Origin of the sequence: Arthrobacter sp. ATA002 (assembly GCF_026898095.1) — a bacterium.
GTDB lineage: Bacteria > Actinomycetota > Actinomycetes > Actinomycetales > Micrococcaceae > Arthrobacter_B.
On sequence record NZ_CP114015.1, the window covers coordinates 1,242,156 to 1,267,698 of the forward strand.

Sequence of the window (25,543 nt, forward strand, 5' to 3'; positions counted from 1 at the left end):
GTGGGCTCCCGCGCAGTCAGGCGCGTCCCCGGGCCGGAAGAACTGTCACACTGTAAACTCGATTGTCTATGGACAGTTTCTCCAGGCGCCGGCCTGCAACCCGGTCCGCAGCTGCGGACCGTTCGCACCGAGCCGGCCACGCCCGAACCCAGACGCCCCGATCTGCTCCTGCCGTATCGGAGCCTTCCAGACCGGCTTCGGCCGATCACCCTCCGCCTGCGCCCTGCAGCGGCTATCCGCCGGGGCCGGGCTCCTCCCCACATTGTCCCGGCGCGGCCGGTCCTGTCCGCTTCTGCCCCGCGGCGGGAGCCTGACATGGAATGGTTGTATCTTGCTTTTGGCCTGGTGCTGATTCTCGGCACCGGCTTTTTTGTGGCCGTGGAGTTCTCGCTGGTGGCACTGGACCAGCCCACGGTTCGGCGGGCCGTCGAAAACGGCGACAAAGCGGCCGAGCCGCTGCTGCGCTGCCTCACCTCCCTCTCGACGCAGCTCTCCAGCTGCCAGCTGGGCATTACCCTGACCACGCTGCTGACGGGTTTCGTCATGGAGCCGTCGGTGGGCAGGCTGCTGCAGCCTCCGCTTGCGGCCCTGGGCCTGCCTCCGGTGGCGGTGGGTTCCGTGTCCGTGGTGGCCGCGATGATTCTCGCGACGTTCCTTTCCATGCTGATCGGGGAGCTCATCCCCAAGAACATGTCCATTTCCCTGCCGTTCCGCATGGGCCGGGCGCTGGCCCGGCCGCAGCTGGCTTTCACCGTCGTCTTCAAGCCGGCCATCCTCCTGCTGAACGGCTTTTCCAACAAGGTGCTGCATCTCTTTGGGCTCGAGGCCAAGGAAGAGGTTTCCGGGGCGCGCACCCCCGCGGAGCTGTCCTCCATGGTTCGGCGTTCGGCCGAAATGGGCACCCTGGACCAGGGAACCGCCAACTTCCTGTCCCGCACCTTTTCCTTCGCGGAGCGCACTGCCGCCGATGTCATGACCCCGCGAATCCGGCTGGAGACCATCGATTCGGAGCAGTCGGTGGCTGATGTCATCGAAGCTGCCCGCCGCACCGGTTATTCCCGCTTTCCCGTTCTGGGGGATTCCCCGGATGACATTCGCGGAGTGGTGCACGTCAAGAAGGCAGTGGCCGTGCCCCGCGGCCGGCGGGCCGACCTTCCGGCCGGAGCCATCATGAGCGAGGTCCTGCGCGTTCCCGAGACAGTGCACCTGGACAGCCTGCTCTCGGAACTGCGCGGAGCCAACCTCCAGCTCGCCGTCGTCCTTGACGAGTGGGGCGGCACCGCCGGCGTCGCCACACTTGAAGACTTGGTCGAGGAGATCGTGGGAGAAGTGTCCGATGAGCACGACAAGATCAAGCCCGGAGTGCTGCAGAGCGCAGCGGGGGCCTGGTACTTCCCGGGCATCATGCGTCCCGACGAGGTCTCGCGGCTCGTGCCGCTGCTGAACGTCCCCGATGAAGCGGGCTATGAGACGGTCGGCGGGTACATCATGGCTGAGCTCGGCCGGATTGCCCGGGCCGGGGACCGGGTGGACGTGGACGGCGGCGTGCTGGAAGTCGAGCGCATGGACGGCCGCCGCATCGACCGGGTCAGCTTCATACCCCAGGAGAACGACGACGACCCCGCCGCCGCGGACGAGGAGCCGCCGGCGTTGGAAAAGGAGTCTGCCGCCGACGCGGCAGTGCGCCGGGCGGCCGAGAAAAAGTCCGCCGCAAAGAGCACCGGCACGGGGGAGCAGCGATGAGTGACGTCATGGGTATTTTTTGGCTGGTGGTGCTGTTGATCGGCAATGCCTTTTTCGTGGGCAGCGAGTTTGCGGTGATGTCCGCCCGCCGCAGCCAGATTGAGCCGCTGGCCGACGCCGGTTCCAAGCGGGCCAAGACCACGCTGTGGGCCATGGAGAACGTGTCCCTGATGCTTGCCTGCGCACAGCTGGGCATCACCGTGTGTTCTCTGCTGATTCTTTCGGTGGCCGAACCCGCGATCCACCACCTTTTGGCTGCCCCGCTTCAGGCTGTTGGGCTGCCCGTGGAAATTGCGGACGGCGCCGGGTTCCTGGTGGCCCTGCTGATCGTCACGTTCCTGCACGTGACCTTTGGTGAAATGGTGCCGAAGAATATCTCGGTGTCCGTCGCTGACCGGGCTGCACTGCTGCTCGCACCGCCGCTGGTGCTGATTTCCCGGGTGGTGCGTCCGGTCATCTTCGCGCTGAACTGGCTGGCGAACCATGCCCTGCGGGTCATGGGGATCACGCCGAAGGATGAGGTGGCCTCGGCGTTTACGCTCGAGGAAATGCAGTCCATCGTGGAGGAATCCACCAAACACGGGACGGTCGCAGACGACTCCGGAATCATCTCCGGGGCCCTGGAGTTCTCGGGACAGAGCGCGGGTACGGTGATGGTTCCGCTGGCGGGGCTGGTCACGCTGAGGACCGACACCACGCCGGCCGAGTTCGAAAAGGCCGTGGGCCGCACCGGTTTCTCCCGCTTCGTCCTGGTGGACGAGCAGGGCAACCTGACCGGCTACATGCATTTGAAGGACATCATGGCGATTCCGGCCGACGCCTACGACCGGCCGCTGACTGAGAACAAGGTGCGGACCCTCGCCAATCTGCGGCTGGATGACGAGATCGAAGATGCCCTGGCCACCATGCAGCGGACAGGTTCCCATCTGGCCCGCGTCCTGGGACCGGACAACCGCACTCGGGGTGTGCTCTTCCTGGAGGACATCATCGAGCAGCTGGTGGGGAAATCCGGGATGCCACGCAGGCGCAGGGGATCCGGCGCACCGGGGAGAGCTACACCGACTAGGCCAGCCCCGAAACTATCCAGTCGACTTACATGCGAACGATTCGCGTTTAGGTTATGCTGATGGAGTTCCGCCCCGCGGAGCGTCATCAGCGTCATCAGCGTCATTACCGACGTACCTCTCGCCACCAAACGGCTCCATGCCGGAACAGGGACACCAATTCTTATGCCACGTTTCTCCGTCCGCCTTGCCGGGGCACTCCTGGCCGGCGGGGCCCTTGCCCTCACCGGCTGTACAGCGGACCCGGAGTCCCCGGGGCAGGGCTCCGAAACGGGGACCCTGGGCGTCGTTGCCACCACCAACGTGTACGGCAACATCCTGGAAACCGTCGGCGGGGACACCGTCACCGTCACCTCCATCATTGACCGGCCAAGCCAGGACCCCCACTCCTATGAAGCGACGGCGCGGGACAAACTTGCGGTCAGCGATGCGGACCTGGTGGTCCTCAACGGCGGAGGCTACGACACCTTCATGGAACAGCTGGTTGAGGAAGCCGGGATCGAGAGCGCAAACGTCCTCAACGCCGTCGAAATCTCCGGACTGGAGGATGCATCCGGTGAGCACGGCGACGCCTCCGCATCGGCGGACGGCACAGCAGAGGCCGGCGGGGACGACCACGACCATGACGGCCACTCCCACGGCTCCTTCAACGAACACGTGTGGTACAGCCCCGAAGCCATGGGCCTCCTGGCCGAGGCCGCAGCTGAACGCCTGGCCACACTGGACCCGGAGAATGCCGACCAATTCCGGGCGAACGCAGCATCCTTCAACAGCGGCATCGAAGACCTGACGGCAGACCTGGCCGAGGACAAGGCGGCGGCCGCCGGACGCGACGTCGCCGTCACGGAACCCGTTCCGGAATATCTCTTTGAAGCCGCAGGCCTGCACAACGTCACTCCCGCCGCCTTCACCGCGGCAGTCGAGGAAGGTTCCGACGTTCCGCCGGCGGCACTGAACGAAATGCAGGAGCTGCTGAGCTCCCGGTCCGTCGTTTTCCTGGCGTTCAACACGCAGACGGCCTCGGCGCAGACCGAAACCGTGCGGGCCGCCGCGGAGGACGCCGGCGTGCCGGTCCTGGACTTCTCCGAGACCCTTCCCGAAGGCCAGGACTACCTGACCTGGATGGGCGCCAACGTGGCAGCCATCGATGACGTGCTGCGGTGACCGGACAGGTAGTGCGGCTCCGCAATGCCGGCCTGTCCTTCGGACAGCGGACCCTGTGGGACGGACTGGACCTGGATATTAGGTCCGGCGAATTCCTGGCGGTGCTGGGCCCGAACGGTTCCGGCAAGACCAGCTTCCTCAAGGTCCTGCTGGGCCTGCAGGAACTTACCCGCGGCACCGTGGAAATCAACGGGCATCCCGCCCGGCGCGGCAGCCCTGACATCGGCTACATTCCGCAGCAAAAGGCCTTCGCCCCGGGAACTCCGCTGCGGGCCCGAGACCTCGTTGGCCTCGGGGTTGACGGCAACAAGTGGGGGCTGCGCCTGAACCGCGCGCCGGTGCGCCGGCGTGTGGACCAGCTGCTGGAACAGGTGGGAGCGGTCCGCTACGCCGATGAACCGGTGGGCCTGCTGTCAGGCGGCGAGGTGCAGCGCCTGCGCGCCGCCCAGGCGCTGGCCACGGATCCCGACCTGCTGCTGTGCGACGAACCGCTGCTCTCCCTGGATTTGCACCATCAGCAGGCCATCAGCGCCCTGATCGACCGGCGCTGCCACGAAGAAGGCTCCGCAGTCGTGTTTGTGACCCACGAGATTAACCCCGTCATCGATTACGTGGACCGTGTGCTCTATCTGGCCGGCGGCACCTTCCGCACCGGCACGCCGTCGGAAGTGCTCCGGTCCGACGTGCTGTCCGAGATGTACGGAAGCCGGGTTGAAGTGCTCCGCAGCCACGGCCGCATCGTTGTCCTGGGCATCCCCGACGCCACCACCCACGTACACGGCGAGAGCGGGGACGATCATGGACTGGCCTGACTTCCTCTCCGCCGTCTTTGATTTCAGCGACTACGGACAGCTCCTTCCGCTGGTTTCCAATTCGATTTGGGCCGCCGCGATTCTGGGGCTGGTGGGCGGACTGATCGGTACCTTCGTCCTGATGCGCGACCTGGCGTTCGCCGTGCACGGGATAGCCGAGCTGTCCTTTGCCGGTGCTGCCTTTGCCCTGCTGATCGGAGCCAACGTGGTGTTTGGGTCCCTCATTGGGTCCGTGGCCGCGGCCGTCCTGCTGGCGGTGATGGGCCTGAAGGCCCGGGACCGGAACTCGGTCACGGGCGTCATTATGCCGTTCGGGCTCGGCCTTGGCATCCTGTTCCTGGGTCTCTACGAAGGCCGTTCAGCCAATAAGTTCGGGCTCCTCACCGGGCAGATCGTCGCCGTCGACACTGTGCAGCTGAACCTGCTCGCCGGCACCGCCGTCGTGGTCCTGGCCGGGCTCGTCCTGATCTGGCGGCCGCTCACCTTCGCCAGCGCCGATCCCGAACTGGCCGAGGCACGGGGAGTCCCCGTGCGGGTGCTGTCCATTGTGTTCATGGTTCTGCTGGGGCTGTCGGTGGCCCTGTCCATCCAGATTGTCGGCGCCCTGCTGGTGCTCTCGCTGCTGATCACGCCCTCGGCTGCCGCCCTGCTGGTGACGTCCTCACCGCGGCTCGTGGTGCTGCTCAGCGTGGTGTTCGCCGTGACCTCTGCGGTGGGCGGGATTCTCCTGGCACTGGGCGGACGGATTTCGATCAGCCCGTACATCACCACCATCTCGTTCCTGATTTACGTGGTCTGCCGGCTGATCAAGCGGAGCCGGACCAGGGGACGGGTCCGGGCTGGAACCCTCTCAGCCGCGTAACGGAGGGCGGCAGGGCAGCGGGCGGAATCCTACGAACGGCTGCACTCCGGGCACAGGCCGAAGATCTCCACGGTGTGCGCAACGTCGGTGAAGCCGTACTGCGCCCCGAGGCCGGCCGCCCACGCCTCCACGGCCGGAGCTTCGACCTCCACCGCCTTGCCGCAGCTGCGGCACACCAGGTGGTGGTGATGGTGTTCGACGGCGCAGCGGCGGTACAGGGCCTCGCCCTCGCCGTTGCGCAGGACATCCACCTGGTTGTCTTCAGCCATGGACTGCAGGATGCGGTACGTCGTGGCAAGGGAGATACTGTTGCCGCGCTCATGCAGCAGGCGGTGGAGCTCCTGCGTGCTGATGAAGTCATCCAGCTCATCCAGGGTCCGGCCAACCGCCAGGCGCTGGCGCGTGACCCGCTGCTCCGGGCCCCGCTTCACGGGCTGGGACGTCTCGGCTGACATGTGCACTCCTTGAACGGTGATGCATTCTCCGGCGGGCCTGGAAGGGCAGCGCCCGGGCTGAACAGCCGGCCGGGGCCGGCGCAGCTTCCAGATTATCGCACCAGGGCGGGAACGGCCCCGGGTGCCCGGCGCCCGCCGCAGGGATACTGGCCCGCCCGGGGGAGCCGCGGGGTACTGTGACCGTATGAAACTGACCAAGTACACCCATTCCTGTGTGCGCCTGGAGCGCGGGGGAAACGTCCTGGTGCTGGATCCCGGGTCGTTTTCCGAAGTTGAAGAAGCGCTCGGCGGAGCCGGGGCGGTCCTGATCACGCACGAACACGCCGACCACGTGGACCGCAGCCGGGTCCTGGCCCAGCTCCGCGCCGACACGTCAATGGTGCTGTATGCGCCGGAGCGGCTGGCCGCGGACCTGCAGGCCGAGGTGAATGCCGACGGCAGCGGCGCGGAAGCTGCCGGACGGATCCGGGCGGTGGAACCGGACAGCACCTTCACCGCCGCGGGCTTCACCGTGCAGTCCTTCGGCGGCCAGCACGCCCTGATCCACCCGCTGGTGCCGCTCGTGGCCAATCTCGGCTACCTGATCGACGGCACGCTGTATCACCCCGGAGACTCCTTCGTGGTGCCCAGCGGACTGACCGTGAAGACCCTGCTGGTGCCGATCCACGCACCGTGGTCCAAGGTGGGCGAAGTAATTGACTTCGTCATTGCCTGCGGTGCCGAACGCGCCTACCCCATTCACGATGCGCTGCTGAACGAGCGCGGGCTGAGCATCTCGGAGGGGCACGTCACGCGGTTCGGCGAACTGTACGGCACCGTGTACCGGCACCTGGACACCGGCGATACGGTCCAGGTATGACCGGGCCCCTGATCGACGTTGCCGGCCTGCAGGAACTGCTGGCATCCGGAACGGGCGCAGTCCTGCTCGACGTGCGCTGGGAGCTGGGCAGCACCGACGGGAACAAGCAGTACCAGCGCGGGCACATTCCCGGTGCCGTGTACGCGGACCTCGAAACGGATCTGGCCGCACCGGCCGGCAAGGGAACTGAGGGCCGGCACCCGCTGCCCGATCCGCAGGACTTTGCACAGACGGCCAGGAACTGGGGGATTTCCCGCGGCGACACGGTGGTGGCCTATGACGCTGTCGGGGGCACATCGGCAGCACGGGCCTGGTGGCTGCTGCGCCACGCCGGGCTGGATTCGGTGTACCTGCTCGACGGCGGCATCGTGGCATGGCACCGGGCGGGACTGGCACTGGAAGGAGGGTCGGTGGAGCCCCCGCCCGGCGACGTGGAGCTGTCGTGGGGAAAAATGCCGGTCGTCCAGATGTGGGATGTTCCCGCCGTGGTGGCCGGCGGAAAACTGCTCGACGCGCGGGCCAAGGAACGGTACCGCGGTGACCGGGAACCCGTGGATCCGCTGGCCGGGCACATTCCGGGGGCTGTTAATGCACCGTCCGCGTCGAACCTGACGGAAGACGGAACGTTCCGCGCACCGGAAGACCTGCGTGCCTCCTTCGAAGCGCTCGGCGTGCGGCGCAACGCACCGGTGGCGGTTTACTGCGGTTCCGGAGTCACCGCAGCCCATGAGGTGGCGGCGCTGGAACTGGCGGGTTACCGGGCGGCCCTGTATCCGGGGTCCTGGTCGCAATGGTCGGCAACCAAGGGGTCCCCGGTCGCGGTGGGACAGAAGCCCGGCGAATGGCCGGGGACCGGACAAAGGCGATAGCGTCTAACCATGATGAGAGGCCGTCCCGTACCCCCGCCGCTGCACTTGGTGGTGCCCGGCGCTGAGGCGCCGGCACCCGGCCACGCCGCAGCCCCCGACCAGTCTTTTGAAGGAGCAACAATGCCCACCCTCTTCACCAGGATCATCAACGGCGAGATTCCCGGCCGCTTCGTGTGGAAGGACGAGGACGTGGCCGCGTTCCTCAGCATCGGCCCGCTCACTGACGGCCACACGTTGGTGGTCCCGCGGCAGGAGGTCGACAAGTGGACCGACGCGCCGGCGGACCTGCTGCAGAAACTGACGGCCGTGGCCCAGGCGATTGGCCGGGCCCAGGTGGAAGCCTTCGGTTCCGAACGTGCCGGGCTCAGCATTGCCGGATTCGAGGTGGACCATCTGCACCTTCATGTCTGGCCCGTGAACTCCCTGGCGGACTTTGACTTTAGCCGCGCGGAAACCGACCCGGACCCCGAGCGCATGGACGCCAACGCCGGGAAGCTCCGGGATGCGCTGCGGGCCGCCGGGCACGGCGCCGTCGTCCCCGAGGCGTAAAGCGGGCTGCCCCGGCCGCGCTACGCCGGGGCCGCACTACGCCGGGGCGAGCGCGGCGTTCAGGGCGGTGCGGATGCGCTTCTCCGACACGGAGCGCACGGTCCCCAGTTCCTGTGCGAAGAAGCTGATGCGCAGCTCCTCGATCATCCAGCGCACTTCGGTCAGCGCGGGGGGCGTCCCGGCGCCGGGCAGCAGCGCCGCAACGGCGTCGTCGTAGTCGTCCTCCAGCGCCTGGACCACGGCCATCTGCTGGGCGTCGCGCTGGACATTGGTGGGCAGCTTTTCCAGCCGCCGCTCGATACCGGCCAGGTACCGCGGCAGGTGGGTCAGCTGCGCATAGCCGGTGCGGGCCACGAACCCGGGGTACACCAGCGAGTCCAGTTGGGCACGGATGTCATTGAGGGCGCTGATGAGGGCCAGGGACTGGGTTCCCTTGAGAGCCTTGGTGATCCGGCGGGTGCTGGAAAGGATTTTCTCCACTGTGGCGGTCACGGTGAAGACGGTGTCGATCAGTTCGGCCCGGACTTTCTCGTACAGCTCGTCGAATTCGGCCCGCGTCCAGGGCAGCCGTTCCGGCGTCAGCTTGTCCACCGCGGCCAGGGTGCAGTCGTCAATCAGGGCCGCCACCGAGCCGTGCGGGTTCTGGCTGAAGGTGAGCTTTTCGGCATTGCTCAGGTGTTCCAGGACGTATTTGGCCGGGCTGGGCACCCGGAGCACCAGCAGCCGGATGACGCCGGCGCGCATGGCGGCCGCCTGCTCGCCGGCATTTTGGAACATCCGCAGTCCCGCCGTCGTGCCTTCGTCCACCAGCGCGGGGTAACCGGTGACCGTGTGCCCGGCCACCAGCCGCTGCACCTGCTTGTCGATGGTGCCCACGGTCCACTCGGTCAGACCGGTCTGTTCCGCGAGTGACGGCCCGGACCCGGTTGGCAGCGCGGTATCCACGCCGGCCTTGGCGGCATTTCCGGGGAGCCCTTGCCCTTCCGCCCGGCCTTGGGCGTCACGGTCTTGGGCGTGGCCCCGAGCGAGTCGGCGATGGCACGGCGGGTGGCCGGAGCCAGCGACTCCTGCAGCGCGGCGAGGTCCTTGCCTTCGTCCAGGACCTTGCCGGATCCGTCCACCACGGTAAAGCTCATCCGCAGGTGTTCGGGCACGGCCTCCCAGTTCCAGGATCCGGGCGGGATGATGTGCCCCTTGAGCCGGCGCAGGGCCAGTTCCAGCGACGGTTCCAGGGCATCCTCCGCCGGGTCGAAGTCCGCCGCCAGCGCTGCCGCAGCGGCGCGGGCCACGTCCGGCGCGGGAATGAAATTCTTGCGGACGGCCTTGGGCAGCGACTTGATCAGCGCGGTGATCAGCTCGGCGCGCAGGCCCGGGATCTGCCACCGGAACGGCTCCGGGTCCAGCTGGTTCAGGAACAGCACGGGAACCTCGACGCTGACGCCGTCGCCGGCTCCGGCCACGCCGGGCGAGAACTCGTAGGTGAGCGGCAGGTCAAAGTCGCCGTAGCGGAAACTCTTCGGGAAGTCGTCTTCATCCAGCCCGGAGGCATCGTCGGTGCGCAGGGCCTCGGGGTCGAAGTCCAGCAGCGTCGGATTCTCGTGACGTGCACTCTTCCACCACTTGTCGAAGTGCCGTTCCGACACCACGTCCCTGCCCACGCGCTCGTCATAGAACTCGAAGAGCGTCTCGTCGTCCACCCGCAGGCCGCGGCGGCGAACCCGGTTCTCCAGCTCCTCGACCTCGGCCAGCAGCGCCTGGTTGCGGTGGAAGAACTTGTGGTGGGTGCGCCAGTCGCCCTCCACCAGGGCATGCCGGATGAACATTTCCCGGGAGAGCTCCGGGTCCACCCTGCCGTAGTTGATGCTGCGCTGGGGGATGACCGGCACTCCGTAGAGCGTGACCTTTTCATACGCCATCACCGACCCGCGGCTCTTGGACCAGTGCGGTTCGCTGTAACTGCGCTTGATCAGGTGCGGTGCCACGTCCTCCACCCACAGCGGATCGAATTTCGCGGCCACGCGCGCCCACAGCCGGGACGTTTCCACCAGTTCGGCGGCCATCACCCAATCCGGTGTCTTCTTGAACAGAGCGGATCCCGGGAAGACCGCAAACCGGGTGCCCCGGGCGCCGGCGTACTCCCGCTTGCGCTGGTCATACAGGCCGATGTGGCTGAGCAGGCCGGTGAGGAGGCTCATGTGGATCTCTTTGTCATGCGCCACCGGGTCCACCGGGCCGGGGCAAGCGTGATGCCCAGCGGCTTGGCGATCTGGCGCAGCTGGGTAAACAGGTCCTGCCACTCACGGATGCGCAGATAGTTCAGGAACTCGTTTTTGCACAGCCTGCGGAAGGCCGACGACGAGAGTTCCTTTTGCTTCTCCTGCACATAACGCCACAGGTTCAGATAGCCAGTGAAGTCCGAGTTCTCGTCCACGAAGCGCTTGTGCAGTTCCGCGGCCTTCTGGGCGCGTGCCGCATCATCCTTCGAGGGGCGCTCGCGCGGGTCCTGGATAGTCAGGGCAGCGGTGAGCACCATGACTTCCTTCGCGCAGCCGCGGGCCCCGGCTTCCACGATCATCCGGCCCAGCCGCGGGTCAACCGGCAGCTGGGAAAGCTTGCGGCCCACCGGGGTGATGCCGCCGGCCGGCTGCAGGGCGCCGAGCTCCTTGAGCAGAGTGGCGCCGTCGTTGATGGCCTTGGAATCCGGCGGCTGGACAAACGGGAAGTCCGCCACGTCCTTGGGCCCCTTGGCCACGCCCATGGCGGCCATCTGCAGGATGACCGCGGCAAGGTTGGTGCGCAGGATTTCGGGGTCCGTGAACTCCGGGCGGGACTCAAAGTCCTCCTGCGAATACAGGCGGATGGCAATGCCGTCCGAAACACGGCCGCAGCGGCCCGAACGCTGGTTGGCTGAGGCCTGGGAGATGCGTTCGATGGGCAGCCGCTGGACCTTGGTGCGGTGCGAGTACCGGGAAATACGCGCGGTGCCGGTATCTATCACATACTTGATGCCCGGGACGGTCAGCGACGTCTCGGCCACGTTGGTGGCCAGGATGATGCGCCGGTGCTTGCCGGGATTAAAGACCTTGTGCTGGTCCGCGAGGGAGAGCCGGGCGTAAAGCGGCAGGATCTCGGTGTTGGCGAGGCGGGGCACGCGCTGCACCGAGGAACGCAGGGCATCGGCGGCGTCACGGATTTCGCGCTCGCCGGAGAAGAAGATCAGGATGTCCCCGGGGGCTTCACGGGAGAGCTCTTCGACGGCGTCACAGACGGCGTCCACCGGGTCGCGGTCTTCCTCCAGCTCATCGTCGGTCTCATCGTCGCCGGATCCGCCGCCGGCCGGCTGGTTCAGCGGACGGTAACGGATTTCCACCGGGAACGTGCGCCCGGAAACCTCGATAATGGGGGCCGGTTTGCCGTCGGCGGCAAAATGCTCGGCGAAGCGCTCCGGGTCGATGGTGGCCGAGGTAATGATGACCTTCAGGTCCGGCCGCTCCGGCAGGAGCCGCCGGAGGTACCCCAGGATGAAATCGATGTTCAGGCTGCGCTCGTGCGCTTCATCAATGATGATGGTGCTGTATTTCTTCAGCTTGCGGTCGTGCTGGATCTCGGCCAGCAGGATGCCGTCGGTCATTAGCTTGACCTTGGTGCTGCGGCTGGTTGCGCCCGTAAAGCGCACCTGGTAACCCACTTCGGCGCCGAGTTCGACGTCGAGCTCCTCGGCAATGCGCTCGGCCACCGTCCTGGCCGCAAGCCGGCGCGGCTGGGTGTGGCCGATCAGCCCGGTCTCCGCGAGCCCGAGTTCCAGGCACATCTTGGGGATCTGGGTGGTCTTGCCGGAGCCGGTTTCGCCGGCGATGATCGTCACCTGGTTGGCGGCAATGGCCGCCATGATGTCTTCGCGGCGCTCCGAAACGGGCAAAAGCGCGGGGTAGGAAATAGTCAGTGCCATGATTGCTCCCAGTCTAATCGCTGGAATCCACGGCTTTCCCGATTTCAGCCGAGGGCTGGGCCTCCGCGGCCCGCTGGAGCAGCGCCGCCGCCGAGCGGGCACGCTCGCGCATCTCCGCCGGTGCCAGGATCTCGAATTCGAGTCCCAAACCGGCCAGATGCATCAGCGGCAGGTCCAAAGAATCCCAGCCGCCCCGCAGGATCGTAAACCCCGGCCCGTCGTCCTGGAGCTCGGCCGCTTCGGGCGGGATCCGGTCCACCAGCTCGGCCAGCGGCGCCGCCAACCGCAGCACGACGTCGTACCGGTACGGAAAGCGCGTAATGGAGTCCTGGACGTACGCTGCCATGTCCTTTGCCGGAAGGGGGCGGGGAAAATAGCGCCCGCGGCTGGATGGAATACTTTGGCAGCGGTCCATGCGGAAGGTCCGCCAGTCCCGGCGTTCCAGGTCCCAGGCCGCCAGGTACCAGCGGCGGCCGGTGCTGACGAGCTTGTACGGTTCCACGAGCCGCCGGCCGGGCGCGGCGCCGGCGGGGGTGTACCGGAAGGACACCACCCGCTGCTCGGCAATCGCACTGGAAAGGGCGGTCAGGGTCTGCGGATCCACGGTTGCGGCATTGCCGGCCAGGACACTGACCGATTGGCGCAGGGCGGAGAACTTGGGCCGCAGGCGGCCGGGCAGCACCTGTTCGAGCTTGGCCAGGGCGCGCACCGACGCCTCTCCGATGCCCGCAACGGGACCGGTGGCGACGGCGGCCAGTCCGAGGGCGACGGCGAGCGCTTCGTCGTCGTCCAGCAGCAGGGGCGGAAGCTGCGCGCCGGATCCGAGCTGGTAGCCGCCGGCAAGGCCCGGTGATGCGGAAATCGGATAGCCGAGGCTGCGCAGCTTGCTGATGTCCCGCCGCACCGTGCGCTCCGTGACGGTCATGCGGTCCGCCAGTGCCGCCCCGGTCCACTCGCGGCGCATCTGCAGCAGTGACAGCAGGTGCAGCAGGCGCGCTGAGGTTTCCAACATGGAGATCAACGTACTCCTAAATGCGGACAAAAGCTGTCCTGAGACGCTCCTAGGGTGGGTGGAGCAGAGGTTCGGGAACTGCAGCCGCGGGGAGCATCGAATCGTAGGACAAGAATCGCAGGACAGGAATCGCAGGACAAGAATCTCGGGACAAGGAAGAAGACGTTCATGGAACCGGAGCAGGAAATGACTGATGCACCGAACGCGGGCGGAAGGACGTACGACGACGGGCCGTCCGGCGGAACAGGCGGCGGCCGGGGTGGTGCCCTGAACATCACCCGGCTGCTGACGGACCAGCTGCAGTGGCACTGGGAGAACCAGGCACGTCCGCGGCTCAACGGACTGACGGATGACGAGTACTTCTGGGAACCGGTCCCGGACGCCTGGAACGTGCGGCCGCGGGGCACCGGGACGGCGGGGATGCAGGGCGGATCGGGGAGCTTCACGATCGACTTTGAGTATCCGGAACCTGTGCCGGCACCGGTGACCACCATTGCCTGGCGGCTGGGCCACCTTCTGGTGGGTGTGCTGGGCACACGCAATGCGGCCCATTTCGGCGGTCCGGCAGTCAGCTACGAGGACTTTGACTATCCGGGCACTGCCGCCGATGCCCTGGAACTGCTCGACCGGTACTACGGATCTTGGATCCGTTCGGTGGCGGCGCTGGACGAAGCGGCGCTCGCTGCTCCCGTGGGGGAGGCGGAGGGAGGATGGGCACAGGCGCCGATGGCGGAATTGGTCCTGCACATCCACCGCGAGATGATCCATCACCTTGCCGAGGTGGCACTGCTGCGGGACCTCTATGCCCACCGTGCCGCTGCCTGAGTCATTCCCCAGGGGGCCGCCCAGCGCTGACGCGGCTCCGCCGCCCATTGCATACGTACCGTCCGGTCGGTACGCTCAGCGGAGAATGTGGTTCAGCTCATATCCAAGTTCAGCTCATATCCAAGGAGAGACATGACCGAGGTTCCGGCACCATCCGCACAGCGCACCGCCGTCGTGACCGGGGCGGCACGGGGCATCGGCGCCGCCGTGGCCGTCCGGCTGGCGGCGGACGGCCACCGCGTGGCCGTCCTGGACCTCCATGAAGAAGACACCGCGGGCACGGTCGAAGCGATCAACACTTCCGGCGGCACAGCAGTGGGGGTGGGCGCCGATGTCTCCGATGCCGCCGCGGTGGATGCTGCCGTGTCCCGCATCGCCGGTGAGCTCGGAGCCCCCACCATCCTGGTCAACAATGCCGGCATCCTGCGCGACAACCTGCTGTTCAAAATGACGGAAACCGACTGGGACGCAGTCCTGGGAGTGCACCTGCGCGGCGCATTCCTGATGAGCCGTGCCGTGCAGGTCCACCAGGTGCGGGAAAAATGGGGGCGCATCGTCAACCTCTCCAGCACCTCCGCGCTGGGCAACCGGGGCCAGGCCAACTACGCCGCGGCGAAGGCGGGGCTGCAGGGATTTACCAAAACCCTGGCCATTGAGCTGGGACGCTATAACGTGACGGTCAACGCCGTCGCGCCGGGATTTATTGAAACCGATATGACGCGCGCGACGGCGGAACGGATCGGTGTGCCGTTCGAAGACTTCGTCAGGCACACAGCGGCGGAGATTCCGGTGGGCCGCGCCGGGACGCCGGCGGACATCGCGGCGGCTGCATCCTTCTTCATCCGGGAGGAAGCATCCTTTGTCTCCGGACAGGTGCTCTACGCCGCCGGCGGACCGAAAGGCTAGGAATGGCACATTTTCGCTCAGTGCAGGAGCTGGAGGCGGCCGTCGGACAGGCGGAAACCAGCGAATGGATCACCATTGACCAGGACCGCATCAACCGGTTCTCCGGTGCCACCGATGACCATCAGTGGATCCACACCGACCCGGAGCGCGCAGCGGCCGGCCCCTTCGGCAGCACCATCGCCCACGGATTTCTCGTGCTTTCGCTGCTGCCGGCGCTGACAGCGGGGCGGATTAGCCTGGACGGTGCGGTGATGGGCATTAATTACGGACTGGACCGTGTGCGGTTCCCCCATCCGGTGCCGGTGAACAGCCGGGTGCGCGCCGTGTCCAGGCTGGCAAAGGCGGAAACCACGGGGCAGGGCATCCGGGTCGTCACCGGCATCACGATTGAGCTGGAGGGGGCGGACAAGCCGGCGGCGGTCGCCGAGTGGATCACCCTCTACGTGCTGGCCTGAGCAGGAAGCGGGCACCTGAAAAGACACCAAATGAAGGGGAAGGGCCCAGCCGGCGGGCCCTTCCCCTTCGCACGTGATCGGTGCCCTACTGCGGAATACCGTTTTCCGGCATGGCGGGGCGTTCTTCGGTATAGGGGCTGACCGAGTCGCCGTCGACCGCATACGGGGTTCCGGTGTAGGCCTGCACGCCCCCGGAGACGAGCGTAATCATTCCTCCCGTGTAGCCGGCATGGCTGTCAGCGCTGAAGCCCAGGGGAACGTGCCCGTTGCCCTTGATTTCGCCTGACTCCAGGGCTTCCAGCAGGGACTCCCTCGTCGGGTTCTCGCCGGCTTCCTGCAGTGCCTCGACAAAGAGATACCCGAGGGACATTCCGAAGATCGTATTGCCGTCGAACTCCGCCCCCGGGTTGTACTCGTCGTTGATCTCCCGGAACTTCACCGTCCATTCGTCCTCGGCATCCGAATAGGCGGGAAGGTAGTTGGCACTGATAAAGCCCTCCAGGAGCTTGTCGGTGTTTTCGCCGAGATAACTTGCCAGGGTGTTGTAGTCACCGCCGGCCGAGGAGGCCGCCCACTTCGGGAAGTAGCCGAGCTGGGCAGCCGTGCCGATGGCCTGGGCGCTGAAGCCGTTGATCGAGGCCAGGAAGTTCACCTCGCAGCCGGCGGCCTGCAGGGCGCTGATCTGGGCCGCAACGTCCGTGTTGGCCGTGGAGTACACCTGCGAACTCGCCAGCCCGTCACTTCCCAGTGCGGCTTCCAGCCCGGTCTTGAAGTCCGCGCCGAAATCGTCGTCCTGGCCGAAGAGGCAGTATGTTGCGTCCGGGAATTCCTCCTGCACGTAGGTGGCCAGGACCTTGGACTCGGTGTCGTAGTCCTGCATGAAGCCGTACGTGTACGGGTACTCCTCCGGCTGGTTCCAGGTGGGACTGCCGGACGCGACAAAGAGGTCCGGAACCTCGTTGTCATTCAAAAAATCCAGCACCGAGCTGTGCGGCGGGGTGCCCAGCCCACCCATAACCGCAAACACTTCGTCCTGGAGCACCAGTTCGCGCACCACGCTCTGCGTATTAGCGGGGTTGTAGCCGTCGTCCTTGACGGTGTACTCAATGGTTCGGCCGTGCACGCCGCCGTTGGCATTGACGTAGTCGAAGTAGGCCTTGGTGGCCGGCGAGATGGAGGCATAGCCGGAGGCTGCCGGCCCTGTCAGCGGCTGGTGGGTTCCCACCGAGACAGTGGTGTCGGTGACCCCTGGAACATCTTCGGCAGCGGCGGATTCACCGTCCCCGGAGGAACCGCAGGCTCCCAGGAAGAGGGCAGCCGCCGTGGCGGCGGCGAGGACCGGGTACTTGGTTCTGGTCATGGCTGGCCTTTCGTGGTGGATAGTTTCGTTGGCAGGGACGCAGTGCCGGGCACCGGACCGGCAGGACCGGCGGAGCCGGTAGAACCGGCGGTACCGGCGGTGGTTTCGGGAAGCGGCTCGGTTCCGCTGTTTCGGAACCGGCGTACGGCAGCAGTAATCAGGCCTTGGATGCCGCGGGGCGCGAGCAGGATCACCAGCACCAGGACGGTGCCGAACACCGCAATGGCCAGGTTTCCGTCCAGCCGCTGGGCCAGGTCCGGGGAAACCGGCAGATCGGCAGTAAAGGAATTGATCGAGTGGGGCAGGAACACCATGATCAGGGCACCCCATACGGCGCCGGTGAGGGAACCGATGCCGCCGATCACGGCAGCCATCAGCAGGTAGAGGGACAGCACCAGCGAATATGCCCCGGGGCTGGCACTTTGCGTGACGTAGGCGAGCAGACCGCCGCCCAGTCCGGCCGCGGCGGCACTGACGGTGAAGGACACGATCTTGGTGCGGGCGACGTTCACCCCGGCCAGAGCTGCGGCGGCGCTGTTGTCGCGTACGGCCCGCAGCTGGCGGCCGAAGCGGCCGCGCAGCAGGTTGTGCAGCACCGCCATGACGGCCACGGCGCAGAGGATGGCCAGCCAGGACTGCCACTGCTCGTTGCTGACCGTCCCACGCAGGGCATCCGGGCGCTTCTCCACCGTGATCCACAGCCCCTGGTCGCCGCCGAGCATTTCGGAGAAAGTGCTGGTCACCGCCGGAATGGCAACGACCAGCGCCAGCGTGAAGCCGGCCAGATAGGGGCCGTGCAGCCGTCCCGCCGCACAGCCGATGACAAGCCCCATCGCAGCCGCTCCGAGGACGGCCGCAGCCAGCGGGGCCAGCAGCAGGACCGGCCCTTCGATGCCGGCTTCGGCCATGGCATTGGCGCAGAGGGCATAGCTGTACGCGCCGCCGGCCATCAGCGCGGCCTGCCCGAGCGAAAGTTGTCCGCCGCTGCCGGTCAGCACGGTGAGCCCGGCAATGGCGCACAGATAGGCACACACGGTTGCCAGCTGGTAGGACACGAACGGCTCGAGTACAAAGGTCAGGCCGATAAGGGCAGCCGCAGCACCGGCGGCTGCCGGCAGGGATTTCGACGGGGTCATACCGTACGCTCCTTCGTCATGGCGAACAGTCCCGCGGGCCGCAGGAGCAGCACCGCCAGGAGGAGGACCAGCACCGCAATGGGGGCCAGGGTGGCCCCGAGGTAGCCGCTGACCCAGCTGAGCACCACGCCCACCGCCAGGCCGCCGGCAACGGCACCGCCGGCGGAATCCAGGCCGCCCACCACCGCCACCGTGAAGGCATAGACAAATACCGTGTCCAAGGCGTGCGGATTGAGGCCAAGCTCGGTGGGAATGATCAGCAGGGCGGCCAGGGCGCCGACGGCGGATGACAGGGCCCAGCCCAGGGTCAGCATTCGGGAGGTCCGCACTCCGAGCAGCTGTGCCAGGTCCGGGGCGAAGGCGGCAGCGCGCAGCCGCAGCCCCAGCGGCGTCTTGGTGAAGAGCAGCCCCAAACCGGCAACGATGACGGCGATGCACACAAAGATGAACAGGTCGTAGGGGGAGACAGCACTGATGCCTCCAATGGAGATCGGGGATGAGCTGAACGGGATCTCCATGGCCCGGTAGCCGTTGCCGAAGATCATGCCCAGGACCGCCTGGAGAACCAGCAGCAGGCCCAGCCCGGCAATCACGGAGTTCAGCGGCGACGTGTTGCCGACGAAGCGCATCACGGTCCGTTCAACCAGCGTCCCAAGGACCAGGCCCGCGGCGACGGCGGACGCCAGCCCCAACCAGTAGCTGCCGGTGGCGCTGGTTACGGTGAAGGCGATGTAGGTGGTGGCCACGGCCATGGCGCCCTGGGCAAAGTTCACGATGCGGGCCGCACGCCAGATGATGACCAGCGACAGGGCAAAAGCTGCCAGGACGGCGCCGCGGGCCAGGCCGTCAACGGTGAGGAAAAGAAATCTGTCCATCAGAACCCCAAGTAGGTGTGGCGAAGATCGGTATCCGCCGCCAGGTCGGCGGCGGGGCGGGCGGCGACGACGCTGCCCAGGCTGAGTACGACGCCGTCGTCGGCCACGGCAAGGGCACTGCGGACGTTCTGCTCGATGAGCAGGACCGTCAGGCCCGTGTCGTCGCGCAGGCCGCGCAGCAGTCCCAGGATCTGGGCGGTGATGCGCGGGGCAAGGCCCAGGGAGGGCTCATCCAGGAGGAGCAGCCGGGGCCCGGCCATCAGCGCCCGGCCCAGGGCCAGCATTTGGCGCTCGCCGCCCGACAGCTGATGCCCGGCGGCCCGGCGCCGGCGGGCGAGAGGCTCGAAGAGCTCATACATGCGGACGAGCAGCGTGGCCGCGGCCGCCCGGTCCCGCCGCCAAAGCCCGCCCAGCCGCAGGTTCTCATCCACCGTGAGTTCGGTGATGACTCCGCGGCCTTCGGGCACCAGGGCGATTCCCCGCCGCACCATATCTTCGACCCTGGTGCCGGCCAGGTCCGTCCCGTCGAAGCGGATGCTGCCGCCGGTGGTCCGCAGCTGGCCGGTCACGGTGCGCAGGAGCGTGGTTTTGCCCGCCCCGTTCGCTCCGACAACGGCGGTAATGCTGCCGGCGGCCACGGTGATGCTGACGCCGTGCAGGACCGGGACGGGGCCGTAGCCCGCGCTCACCGAGTCCAGGACCAGTAAACCGCTCATACCGGCTCCACCCCCAGATAGGCGTCGGTCACCGCGGGATTGGCGCCGATTTCCGCCGGGGTCCCCTCTGCGATGAGCTTGCCGAAGTCCAGCACCGCGATGCGCCCGCAGACGCTCATGACCAGGTCCACATGGTGTTCCACGAGTACCACCGAGCAGCCGGTGGCGGGAATGGCACGGATAATTCCCGCCAATTCGTCGATGTCCTCGTGGGTCAGTCCGCCGGCCGGTTCATCCAGCAGCAGCAGGCGGGGCGATCCCGCCAGGGCCCGTGCCAGTGCAGTTTTCTTGCGGACCCCGTAGGGCAGCGTGTCCGGCAGCGAGGCGGCGTGGGATGCGATGCCCAGTTCGTCCAGGGCCTGGAGCGACCGCTCCCGCAGCCGGGCCTCCCCGCGGCGGGAGCGGGGCAGGGCCAGCGCGTCCTGCAGCGCGCCGTGGCGGGCGGAGCCTTCCAGACCGAGCATGACGTTCTCCAGTACGGTGAGCCCGGAGAACAGGCCCAGCCCCTGCATCGTGCGGGCAACGCCGCGGCGGGTGAGGTGATGGGGCCGGGGCCGGAAAGTGTCCCCGTCCAGTTCCAGGGAGCCCGCTGCCGGAGCATTGAAGCCGCACACGACGTTGAAGAGCGTCGTTTTGCCGGCCCCGTTGGGCCCAATGATGCCCACGACGGCGCCGGCGGGAACGGCGAAGGACACACCGTCCAGGGCGGTAAGGCCGCCGAAACGCACGCTGATGTCGGAAAATCGCAGCCGGGGTGGAACCGACTGGTCGGTATGTTGCACTGCCATTGGGACTCCGTTGTCTCGGTAATGGTGAACTTGTGTGCGGGATGCAGCCTCAGCAGCTAAAGGGTGAGCACCACCCGGCCTGCGGTTCGTCCGTCGCCGAGGCGCTGGACGGCGTCGGGTGCGGAAGCGAAGGGGACCGTTTCGGTAACCAGGGGACGGATCAGCCCCTTGTCCGCGAGGAGGGTGAGCTGCTCGTGCGCCTCCGTCACCAGCCCGGGCTTTTTCCTGGCATAGAGGGCCCAGTGCAGACCCAGCAGGGAGTAGTTCTTGACCAGGGCATGGTTCATGCGTGCGGTCTGCAGGGTTCCGCCGGCAAAACCAACCACCACGATCCGGCCCTCAAAGGCAATACAGCGCGTGGAGCGGTCAAAGGTGCTGCCGCCGACCGGATCGTAAATGACATCGGCGCCGCGTCCGCCGGTGGCTGTGTTGACCGCCTCGACGAAGTCCTCGGTGGCGCGGTTAATGACGATGTCGGCGCCTGCCTCCGCGGCCACCCGGCGTTTGGCTTCATTGCCGACAACGCCGATCACTGTCGCGCCGGCGGCCTTGCCCAGCTGAGCGGCCGCCGTGCCGACCCCGCCGGCGGCGGCATGGACCAGCAGCGTCTCGCCGGGGGCAATCCCGGCCCGCCGGTGCAGCCCGAAGTAGCCGGTCTGGTAGCCGATGCACAGGGCTGCGGCTTCGGCGTCGGAAAGGGAATCCGGTGCGGGAAAAGCGGTGGCGCCAGGAACCTGCACCTCCTCCGCCATAACGCCCAGATGTGTGGCAATGACGCGCTCGCCCAACCGGAAGCCGGTGACGCCGTCGCCAATTCCGGTGACGATGCCGCACAGCTCGATGCCGGGAACGAAGGGCAGCTCCGGTTTTTCCTGGTACTCGCCGCGGCACAACAGCACATCCGGGAAATTCAGCGCCACGGCAAGGGTCTTCAACACCAGCGACCCCGGTGCCGCGGCGGGGGAAGGTTGATCGGTCAGGCGCAGGGCATCGCGCGGCTCAGCGTTTGTGACAACGGTCCATGCTTTCATGTGGCTGGTCCTTCGGGTGGAGCGGGCCGCAGCCCGGCGAGGTACAGATCGGTCAGCTGGGTGGCGACCTGTTGTTTGGTCAACGGCCCGGAGGGCTGGTACCAGTACGACAGGTAGTGCGGGTTGGCAAAAAAATTGGCGACAAGGACGGCCGTGGGGATGTCGCTGCGGAAGCAGCCCTCTGCACGGCCGCGGTTGATCAGGGCGCCGAAGACCTCGTTGTACCGGCGCCGCCGAACCTTGACGGCTTCCATCCGGTCGGGGCTGAGCATGTGCTGGGACCGGAAGAACACGGTGCCCTCGCGGATCCAGTCGATCGAGGTGACAATGACGTCCTCGCAGACCAGGCGGACTGTCTCCTCCACCGGAAGGCCGCGGGCAGTGATCTCGTCAAGGTTGCGGTGCTGCAGGGTGAGGATCCGGTCATATATGTCGAACAGCAGGTCGTCCTTTGAATTGAAGTAGTGGTACAGGGCACCCTTGGTGACACCGGCGGCATCGACGATCTGCTGCACGCTGGTCCGGGCGTAACCTTGGCTGGAAAAGAGCTCCACGGAAACGCGGGCCAGTTCTTCCTTGATGTTCATCGTCTTCATGCGGTGTTCCGTGTTTCTCGTGTGGCTTGTACCGGTCGGGCCGCCGGGCCAGAGGCCACGGCGAGAACCGACCGGTTGGTATGTGGATCACCATACCGCCGGGGCACCCGTTATCCGCAAGGGTTTCGGCGAAAGATTTCCCGCGGCTTCCGGGAGTTCGGCGCCAGCCGCGGTCTCGCGGCCGCGCCGCCGTGTCACGGCGCCTTTCCGGCGGAGCGGGCTGGTAGCGTCCGTGGCAATCGGTGCCGAAGGCTGCCCCGGGGAAGATTTCTTTGACGGGGGAACCAATGGCCGTGCGCCGATATGTCTTTCCAGTGCTGTGGCTGGCAATTTTCGCCGTGATTGCTTCGGCTCTCTTCAAACTCGCGTTCATCGACGGCATGAAAGCAGACGCCGCCGGGGGCGAACAGGCGGCCGCGCAGCTGTCCACTCCACTCGTTCCAGCTGTGCTGGGTACGGTAACCAACCTCGTGCAGGTTCAGGGTTCGGTGGTGGGTGATCCGGCGGTCATGGTCAAGAGCACCAGTGACGGAACCGTGGACTTCATCTATGTGCAGGCCGGCGACCAAGTTATCGCGGGTGCACCCCTGTTCCAGGTGAAGACTCCCGTGGAACCGGAAGCTCCGGCGGCGCCGGAGGAATCCTCAGGTGACGGCGGTTCCCCGGAACAGCCGCCCGCGGCCCCCGGGTTCCGGTATATGCCTACACGAACGTGCTCGCCACGGCCGACGGCACCGTGGCGCAGCTGTCGGTGCTTCCCAAACAGCAGGTCTCGGTCGGTGCCGACGTCGCGTCCCTGGATCCGGCACTTTTTCCGTTTCGGGAACCCTCACCGCGGACCAGCAGTTCCGCATCCTGGGCCGGGCGAACACCGCGGTGGTCACCGTCAACGGAGGTCCCGCTCCTTTCCCGTGCAGTGATGTCACCATGGGCCGGACCCCGGCCGCGGACACGGGAATCAGCCCCCAGGCGCAGCAGGCCGGGCCCGGACAGCCGGCGCCGGAAGCTCCGGCGGCCGGCAGCGTCAGCTGCAGCATTCCCGCGGATGTCCCGGTCTTCGCCGGCCTCGGCGCGGCAATCGACATCACGGCGGGGCAGGCCGAGGGCGTCGTCACGGTGCCCACGACGGCGGTGCGCGGTGCGGTGCAGACCGGCATTGTCTGGGTCATGCCCGGCGGGGCGGCAGCACCGGAAGCCGCCGGTACGGACGGGCCGGCTGGCGGCGGTGCCGGTGGCGGTGGCGGTGCCGGTGACGGGGCCGCGGCGGGCCCGGGACTTGACGGCGGCGCGGGAGCGGCAGTGGAGCGCGAAGTGTCGCTGGGGCTGAACGACGGGCAGACCGTGGAGATTACCGCCGGACTGGCCGAAGGCGAAATGGTCCTGCAGTTTGTTCCCGGTGCCCCCTCGGTGGACGAACAGATGGCCGGCATGCCCGGGGTGATGGGCGGATGAGTTCCCGGACCCGGCTGCCCGGCAGCAGCCGCTGGCGGTGCTCTCGCAGGTCACCCGGGCAGTCAGCCTGCCGGACCGGGACACCCTGCACATCCTGTCCGGAGTGGACCTCACCGTGTACCCCGGAGACCACCTTTCCATCGTGGGCCGGTCCGGTTCGGGCAAGTCGACGCTGTTGAACATCCTGGGACTGCTGGATGTGCCCACCTCGGGAACCATGACCTTTGACGGATCCCCGGTGGAACGGATGAACGAGAAACGCCGCGCCGGGGCCCGGGCGCCGCTGTCGGTTTCATCTTCCAGCAGTTCAACCTGCTGGCGGAGCGCACGGCCCTGGAGAACGTCATGACCCCGCTGCTCTATGCGCGCGGAAAACAGTTCTGGCAGCGCGAGCGGCTCGCTGCCCGGATGCTGGAGCGGGTGGGGCTGGGCAGCCGGCTGCGGGACCGGCCCCAAAACTCTCCGGCGGGGAACAGCAGCGTGTGGCGATTGCACGTGCCCTGGTCCGCTCGCCGCGGCTCATCCTGGCGGACGAGCCGACCGGTGCCCTGGACATCGCCACCGGCCGGCACGTGATGGCTCTCCTGGCCGAGGTCGCCGCGGAGTCCGGCGCCGCACTGGTCACCATCACGCACGACCCCCAAGTGGCGGCCCTGGCACAGGAGCACTTCCTGCTGCAGGACGGCCGGCTCGTGCCCGGAGCGGCGGTGGCGGCATGAGCCTCTCCGGGATCGCCGGCTCCCTGGTGGAGGCCTGGGCCGAGCTGCGCATCCACAAGACCCGGGTGCTGCTGGCCCTGATCGGAGTGGCCCTGTCAGTGGCCGCCCTGACCTCCGTGGTGGGGCTGGGCAACATGGTCCGCGAATCCATTGCCCAGGGCAGCGAGGTGCAGTCCGGCCGGCCGGCAACGCTGTCCGTCATGATGTACAGCAACGACGGAAGCGTCCCGGATCCGGCCGCCGCGGCCGCCGCCTACCGGGGCGTGGCCGAACGGTACTCCGTCACGTATTCGTCCCTGACCTCGCAGTCGAACGTTCCTTTCCAGCTTCCCGACGGCGTCGCGCAGGTGAACACCGTAGTGGTCGATCCGGACTACAAGGTCATGCGCCGGGTGCCCATGGTGGAGGGCGCCTGGTTTTCCGAGGCGGACGCCGGCCGCCTGGCTCCCGCCGTCGTCGTCAATGAAGCGCTGTATGACCGGATGGGAAACCCCAGCCTGGCCCTGGACCCGGTGCTGCCTATTTCCGGTGAACGGACGGTCAACGCCGTGGTGGTGGGGGTGAGCAGGGCACAGTACGAAGGGGAGTACCCCCAGGCGATGATGCTGTCCGAGTCGTACGACCGGCTGGGGCTGGGGGCGGCGGCAAATTCGTACTTGGAACTGTGGGTTCCGGAGGAACTCAGCGACCCGCTGCAGGCTGCCGTTACCGCCGATTTGCAGGCACAGTTTCCCGGCATGCAGATTGATGCCCACCGCACCGACTACGCCGCCTGGGGCGATCCGTTCGGCGGACTGCAGTGGGCGGTGGGCGGCATAGCGGCGCTGGTGATGCTGCTCGGTGCGGTGGGGCTGCTGAACATTTCCATGGTCACGGTCAAATACCGGGTGCGGGAAATCGGCATCCGCCGCAGCTTCGGAGCGACGTCGGGGCGCATCTTCTTCGGTGTGATGCTGGAATCGGTGGTGGCGACTTTCGCCGCCGGGGTGCTGGGGGTCATGGCCGCCGTCGCCGTCGTCAAACTTCCGGTCATCCAGCGTGCCGTGGCCGGCGGGGTTAGCGAGCTGCCGCCGTTTCCCGTCGAGGCCGCGCTGATCGGCCTGGCCGCCGCCACGGCGGTGGGGGCGCTGGCCGGGCTGATCCCGGCGCTGGTGGCGGTGCGGGTGAAGGTTATCGATGCGATCCGCTATTGAGGCGGTAATCCGCTGTTGAACGCAGAAGAACCCCGCACCCGGTGCGGGGTTCTTCTCTGTCTCAAAGTGCCCTCGATAGGATTCGAACCTACGGCCTGTTGCTCCGGAGGCAACCGCTCTATCCCCTGAGCTACGAGGGCAAGGACACCGGTA

Annotated in this window: 21 protein-coding genes, 1 tRNA gene and 3 pseudogenes; 14 read left to right on the forward strand and 11 right to left on the reverse strand. The window is 67.1% G+C overall.

Going from position 1 to position 25,543, the window contains the following annotated elements; translation table 11 throughout:
* The first annotated feature begins 315 nt into the window (after nucleotides 1-315).
* The 5 genes and pseudogenes from OL239_RS06250 to OL239_RS06270 all read left to right on the forward strand — a co-directional run bounded on the left by OL239_RS06250 (nucleotide 316) and on the right by OL239_RS06270 (nucleotide 5,645).
* Nucleotides 316-1,743, forward strand: coding sequence for a hemolysin family protein (locus OL239_RS06250; protein ID WP_268911155.1), 1,428 nt, complete (start codon nucleotides 316-318; stop codon nucleotides 1,741-1,743).
* Nucleotides 1,740-2,809: pseudogene (locus tag OL239_RS06255) on the forward strand (hemolysin family protein). The gene OL239_RS06250 and the pseudogene OL239_RS06255 overlap by 4 nt, the downstream one beginning before the upstream one ends.
* A 163-nt stretch (nucleotides 2,810-2,972) precedes the next feature.
* The gene (locus OL239_RS06260) at nucleotides 2,973-3,971 is read left to right on the forward strand and encodes a metal ABC transporter solute-binding protein, Zn/Mn family (protein ID WP_268911156.1); all 999 of its coding nucleotides are present in this window, start codon (nucleotides 2,973-2,975) and stop codon (nucleotides 3,969-3,971) included.
* 11 nt (nucleotides 3,972-3,982) lie between these two features.
* Complete coding sequence (locus tag OL239_RS06265; RefSeq protein ID WP_268911682.1) at nucleotides 3,983-4,783, forward strand: metal ABC transporter ATP-binding protein; 801 nt, start codon at nucleotides 3,983-3,985, stop codon at nucleotides 4,781-4,783.
* Complete coding sequence (locus tag OL239_RS06270) at nucleotides 4,770-5,645, forward strand: metal ABC transporter permease (RefSeq protein WP_268911157.1); 876 nt, start codon at nucleotides 4,770-4,772, stop codon at nucleotides 5,643-5,645. Before OL239_RS06265 ends, OL239_RS06270 begins: the two co-directional genes overlap by 14 nt.
* 29 nt (nucleotides 5,646-5,674) lie before the next feature.
* Here the strand turns inward: OL239_RS06270 and OL239_RS06275 are convergent, their stop codons facing one another.
* Entirely contained in the window at nucleotides 5,675-6,100 is a 426-nt protein-coding gene (locus tag OL239_RS06275; RefSeq protein ID WP_268911158.1) for a Fur family transcriptional regulator, read from the reverse strand.
* Nucleotides 6,101-6,284: 184 nt separating this feature from the next.
* On the opposite strand from OL239_RS06275, the gene OL239_RS06280 reads away from it, so the two are divergent.
* The 3 genes from OL239_RS06280 to OL239_RS06290 all read left to right on the forward strand — a co-directional run bounded on the left by OL239_RS06280 (nucleotide 6,285) and on the right by OL239_RS06290 (nucleotide 8,377).
* The gene (locus OL239_RS06280) at nucleotides 6,285-6,959 is read left to right on the forward strand and encodes an MBL fold metallo-hydrolase (RefSeq protein ID WP_268911159.1); all 675 of its coding nucleotides are present in this window, start codon (nucleotides 6,285-6,287) and stop codon (nucleotides 6,957-6,959) included.
* Entirely contained in the window at nucleotides 6,956-7,828 is an 873-nt protein-coding gene (locus OL239_RS06285) for a sulfurtransferase (protein WP_268911160.1), read from the forward strand. Before OL239_RS06280 ends, OL239_RS06285 begins: the two co-directional genes overlap by 4 nt.
* Nucleotides 7,829-7,948: 120 nt before the next feature.
* A complete protein-coding gene (locus OL239_RS06290) occupies nucleotides 7,949-8,377 on the forward strand; it encodes an HIT family protein (protein ID WP_268911161.1) in 429 nt (142 codons plus the stop codon).
* Nucleotides 8,378-8,413: 36 nt separating this feature from the next.
* Here the strand turns inward: OL239_RS06290 and hrpA are convergent.
* Together hrpA and OL239_RS06300 are read right to left on the reverse strand one after the other, a co-directional pair.
* Nucleotides 8,414-12,326, reverse strand: a pseudogene (hrpA, locus tag OL239_RS06295) (ATP-dependent RNA helicase HrpA).
* Between the two features lie 13 nt (nucleotides 12,327-12,339).
* Nucleotides 12,340-13,338, reverse strand: a complete 999-nt coding sequence (locus OL239_RS06300) for a helix-turn-helix transcriptional regulator (RefSeq protein ID WP_268911683.1) — start codon at nucleotides 13,336-13,338, stop codon at nucleotides 12,340-12,342.
* 168 nt (nucleotides 13,339-13,506) lie between these two features.
* Here OL239_RS06300 and OL239_RS06305 point away from each other — a divergent pair, with 168 nt between their 5' ends.
* The 3 genes from OL239_RS06305 (at nucleotide 13,507) to OL239_RS06315 (ending at nucleotide 15,524) form a co-directional block, all read left to right on the forward strand.
* Entirely contained in the window at nucleotides 13,507-14,163 is a 657-nt protein-coding gene (locus OL239_RS06305) for a DinB family protein (protein ID WP_268911162.1), read from the forward strand.
* A 132-nt stretch (nucleotides 14,164-14,295) separates the two neighbouring features.
* Entirely contained in the window at nucleotides 14,296-15,069 is a 774-nt protein-coding gene (locus tag OL239_RS06310) for an SDR family oxidoreductase (RefSeq protein WP_268911163.1), read from the forward strand.
* A 2-nt stretch (nucleotides 15,070-15,071) separates the two neighbouring features.
* A complete protein-coding gene (locus OL239_RS06315) occupies nucleotides 15,072-15,524 on the forward strand; it encodes a MaoC family dehydratase (RefSeq protein ID WP_268911164.1) in 453 nt (150 codons plus the stop codon).
* A gap of 85 nt (nucleotides 15,525-15,609) precedes the next feature.
* Here OL239_RS06315 and OL239_RS06320 read toward each other — a convergent pair whose 3' ends face one another.
* Genes OL239_RS06320 through OL239_RS06350 form a run of 7 tightly spaced genes read right to left on the reverse strand, consistent with a single transcriptional unit; the run spans nucleotide 15,610 to nucleotide 22,026 of the window.
* A complete protein-coding gene (locus OL239_RS06320; RefSeq protein ID WP_268911165.1) occupies nucleotides 15,610-16,884 on the reverse strand; it encodes an ABC transporter substrate-binding protein in 1,275 nt (424 codons plus the stop codon).
* Nucleotides 16,881-18,020 (reverse strand): branched-chain amino acid ABC transporter permease, encoded by a 1,140-nt coding sequence (locus OL239_RS06325; protein ID WP_268911166.1) that lies wholly within the window; start codon nucleotides 18,018-18,020, stop codon nucleotides 16,881-16,883. Before OL239_RS06325 ends, OL239_RS06320 begins: the two co-directional genes overlap by 4 nt.
* Nucleotides 18,017-18,895: a branched-chain amino acid ABC transporter permease gene (locus tag OL239_RS06330; protein ID WP_268911167.1), complete on the reverse strand. Its 879-nt coding sequence runs from the start codon at nucleotides 18,893-18,895 to the stop codon at nucleotides 18,017-18,019. Before OL239_RS06330 ends, OL239_RS06325 begins: the two co-directional genes overlap by 4 nt.
* The gene (locus tag OL239_RS06335; RefSeq protein WP_268911168.1) at nucleotides 18,895-19,611 is read right to left on the reverse strand and encodes an ABC transporter ATP-binding protein; all 717 of its coding nucleotides are present in this window, start codon (nucleotides 19,609-19,611) and stop codon (nucleotides 18,895-18,897) included. The genes OL239_RS06330 and OL239_RS06335 overlap by 1 nt, the downstream gene beginning before the upstream one ends.
* The gene (locus OL239_RS06340) at nucleotides 19,608-20,399 is read right to left on the reverse strand and encodes an ABC transporter ATP-binding protein (protein WP_268911169.1); all 792 of its coding nucleotides are present in this window, start codon (nucleotides 20,397-20,399) and stop codon (nucleotides 19,608-19,610) included. The genes OL239_RS06335 and OL239_RS06340 overlap by 4 nt, the downstream gene beginning before the upstream one ends.
* 56 nt (nucleotides 20,400-20,455) lie before the next feature.
* Nucleotides 20,456-21,430, reverse strand: coding sequence for an NADPH:quinone oxidoreductase family protein (locus tag OL239_RS06345; RefSeq protein ID WP_268911170.1), 975 nt, complete (start codon nucleotides 21,428-21,430; stop codon nucleotides 20,456-20,458).
* The gene (locus tag OL239_RS06350) at nucleotides 21,427-22,026 is read right to left on the reverse strand and encodes a TetR/AcrR family transcriptional regulator (protein ID WP_268911171.1); all 600 of its coding nucleotides are present in this window, start codon (nucleotides 22,024-22,026) and stop codon (nucleotides 21,427-21,429) included. The genes OL239_RS06345 and OL239_RS06350 overlap by 4 nt, the downstream gene beginning before the upstream one ends.
* A gap of 927 nt (nucleotides 22,027-22,953) precedes the next feature.
* Between OL239_RS06350 and OL239_RS06355 the strand changes: the two genes are divergently transcribed.
* The 3 genes and pseudogenes from OL239_RS06355 (at nucleotide 22,954) to OL239_RS06365 (ending at nucleotide 25,390) form a co-directional block, all read left to right on the forward strand.
* On the forward strand, nucleotides 22,954-23,478 hold the full coding sequence (locus tag OL239_RS06355; RefSeq protein WP_268911172.1) for a hypothetical protein: 525 nt from the start codon (nucleotides 22,954-22,956) through the stop codon (nucleotides 23,476-23,478).
* A gap of 31 nt (nucleotides 23,479-23,509) precedes the next feature.
* A pseudogene (locus OL239_RS06360) lies at nucleotides 23,510-24,197 on the forward strand (ABC transporter ATP-binding protein).
* Nucleotides 24,194-25,390: an ABC transporter permease gene (locus OL239_RS06365; RefSeq protein WP_268911173.1), complete on the forward strand. Its 1,197-nt coding sequence runs from the start codon at nucleotides 24,194-24,196 to the stop codon at nucleotides 25,388-25,390. Before OL239_RS06360 ends, OL239_RS06365 begins: the two are co-directional and overlap by 4 nt.
* A gap of 67 nt (nucleotides 25,391-25,457) precedes the next feature.
* Here the strand turns inward: OL239_RS06365 and OL239_RS06370 are convergent.
* A tRNA-Arg gene (locus OL239_RS06370) sits at nucleotides 25,458-25,530 on the reverse strand.
* Nucleotides 25,531-25,543 lie beyond the last annotated feature (13 nt).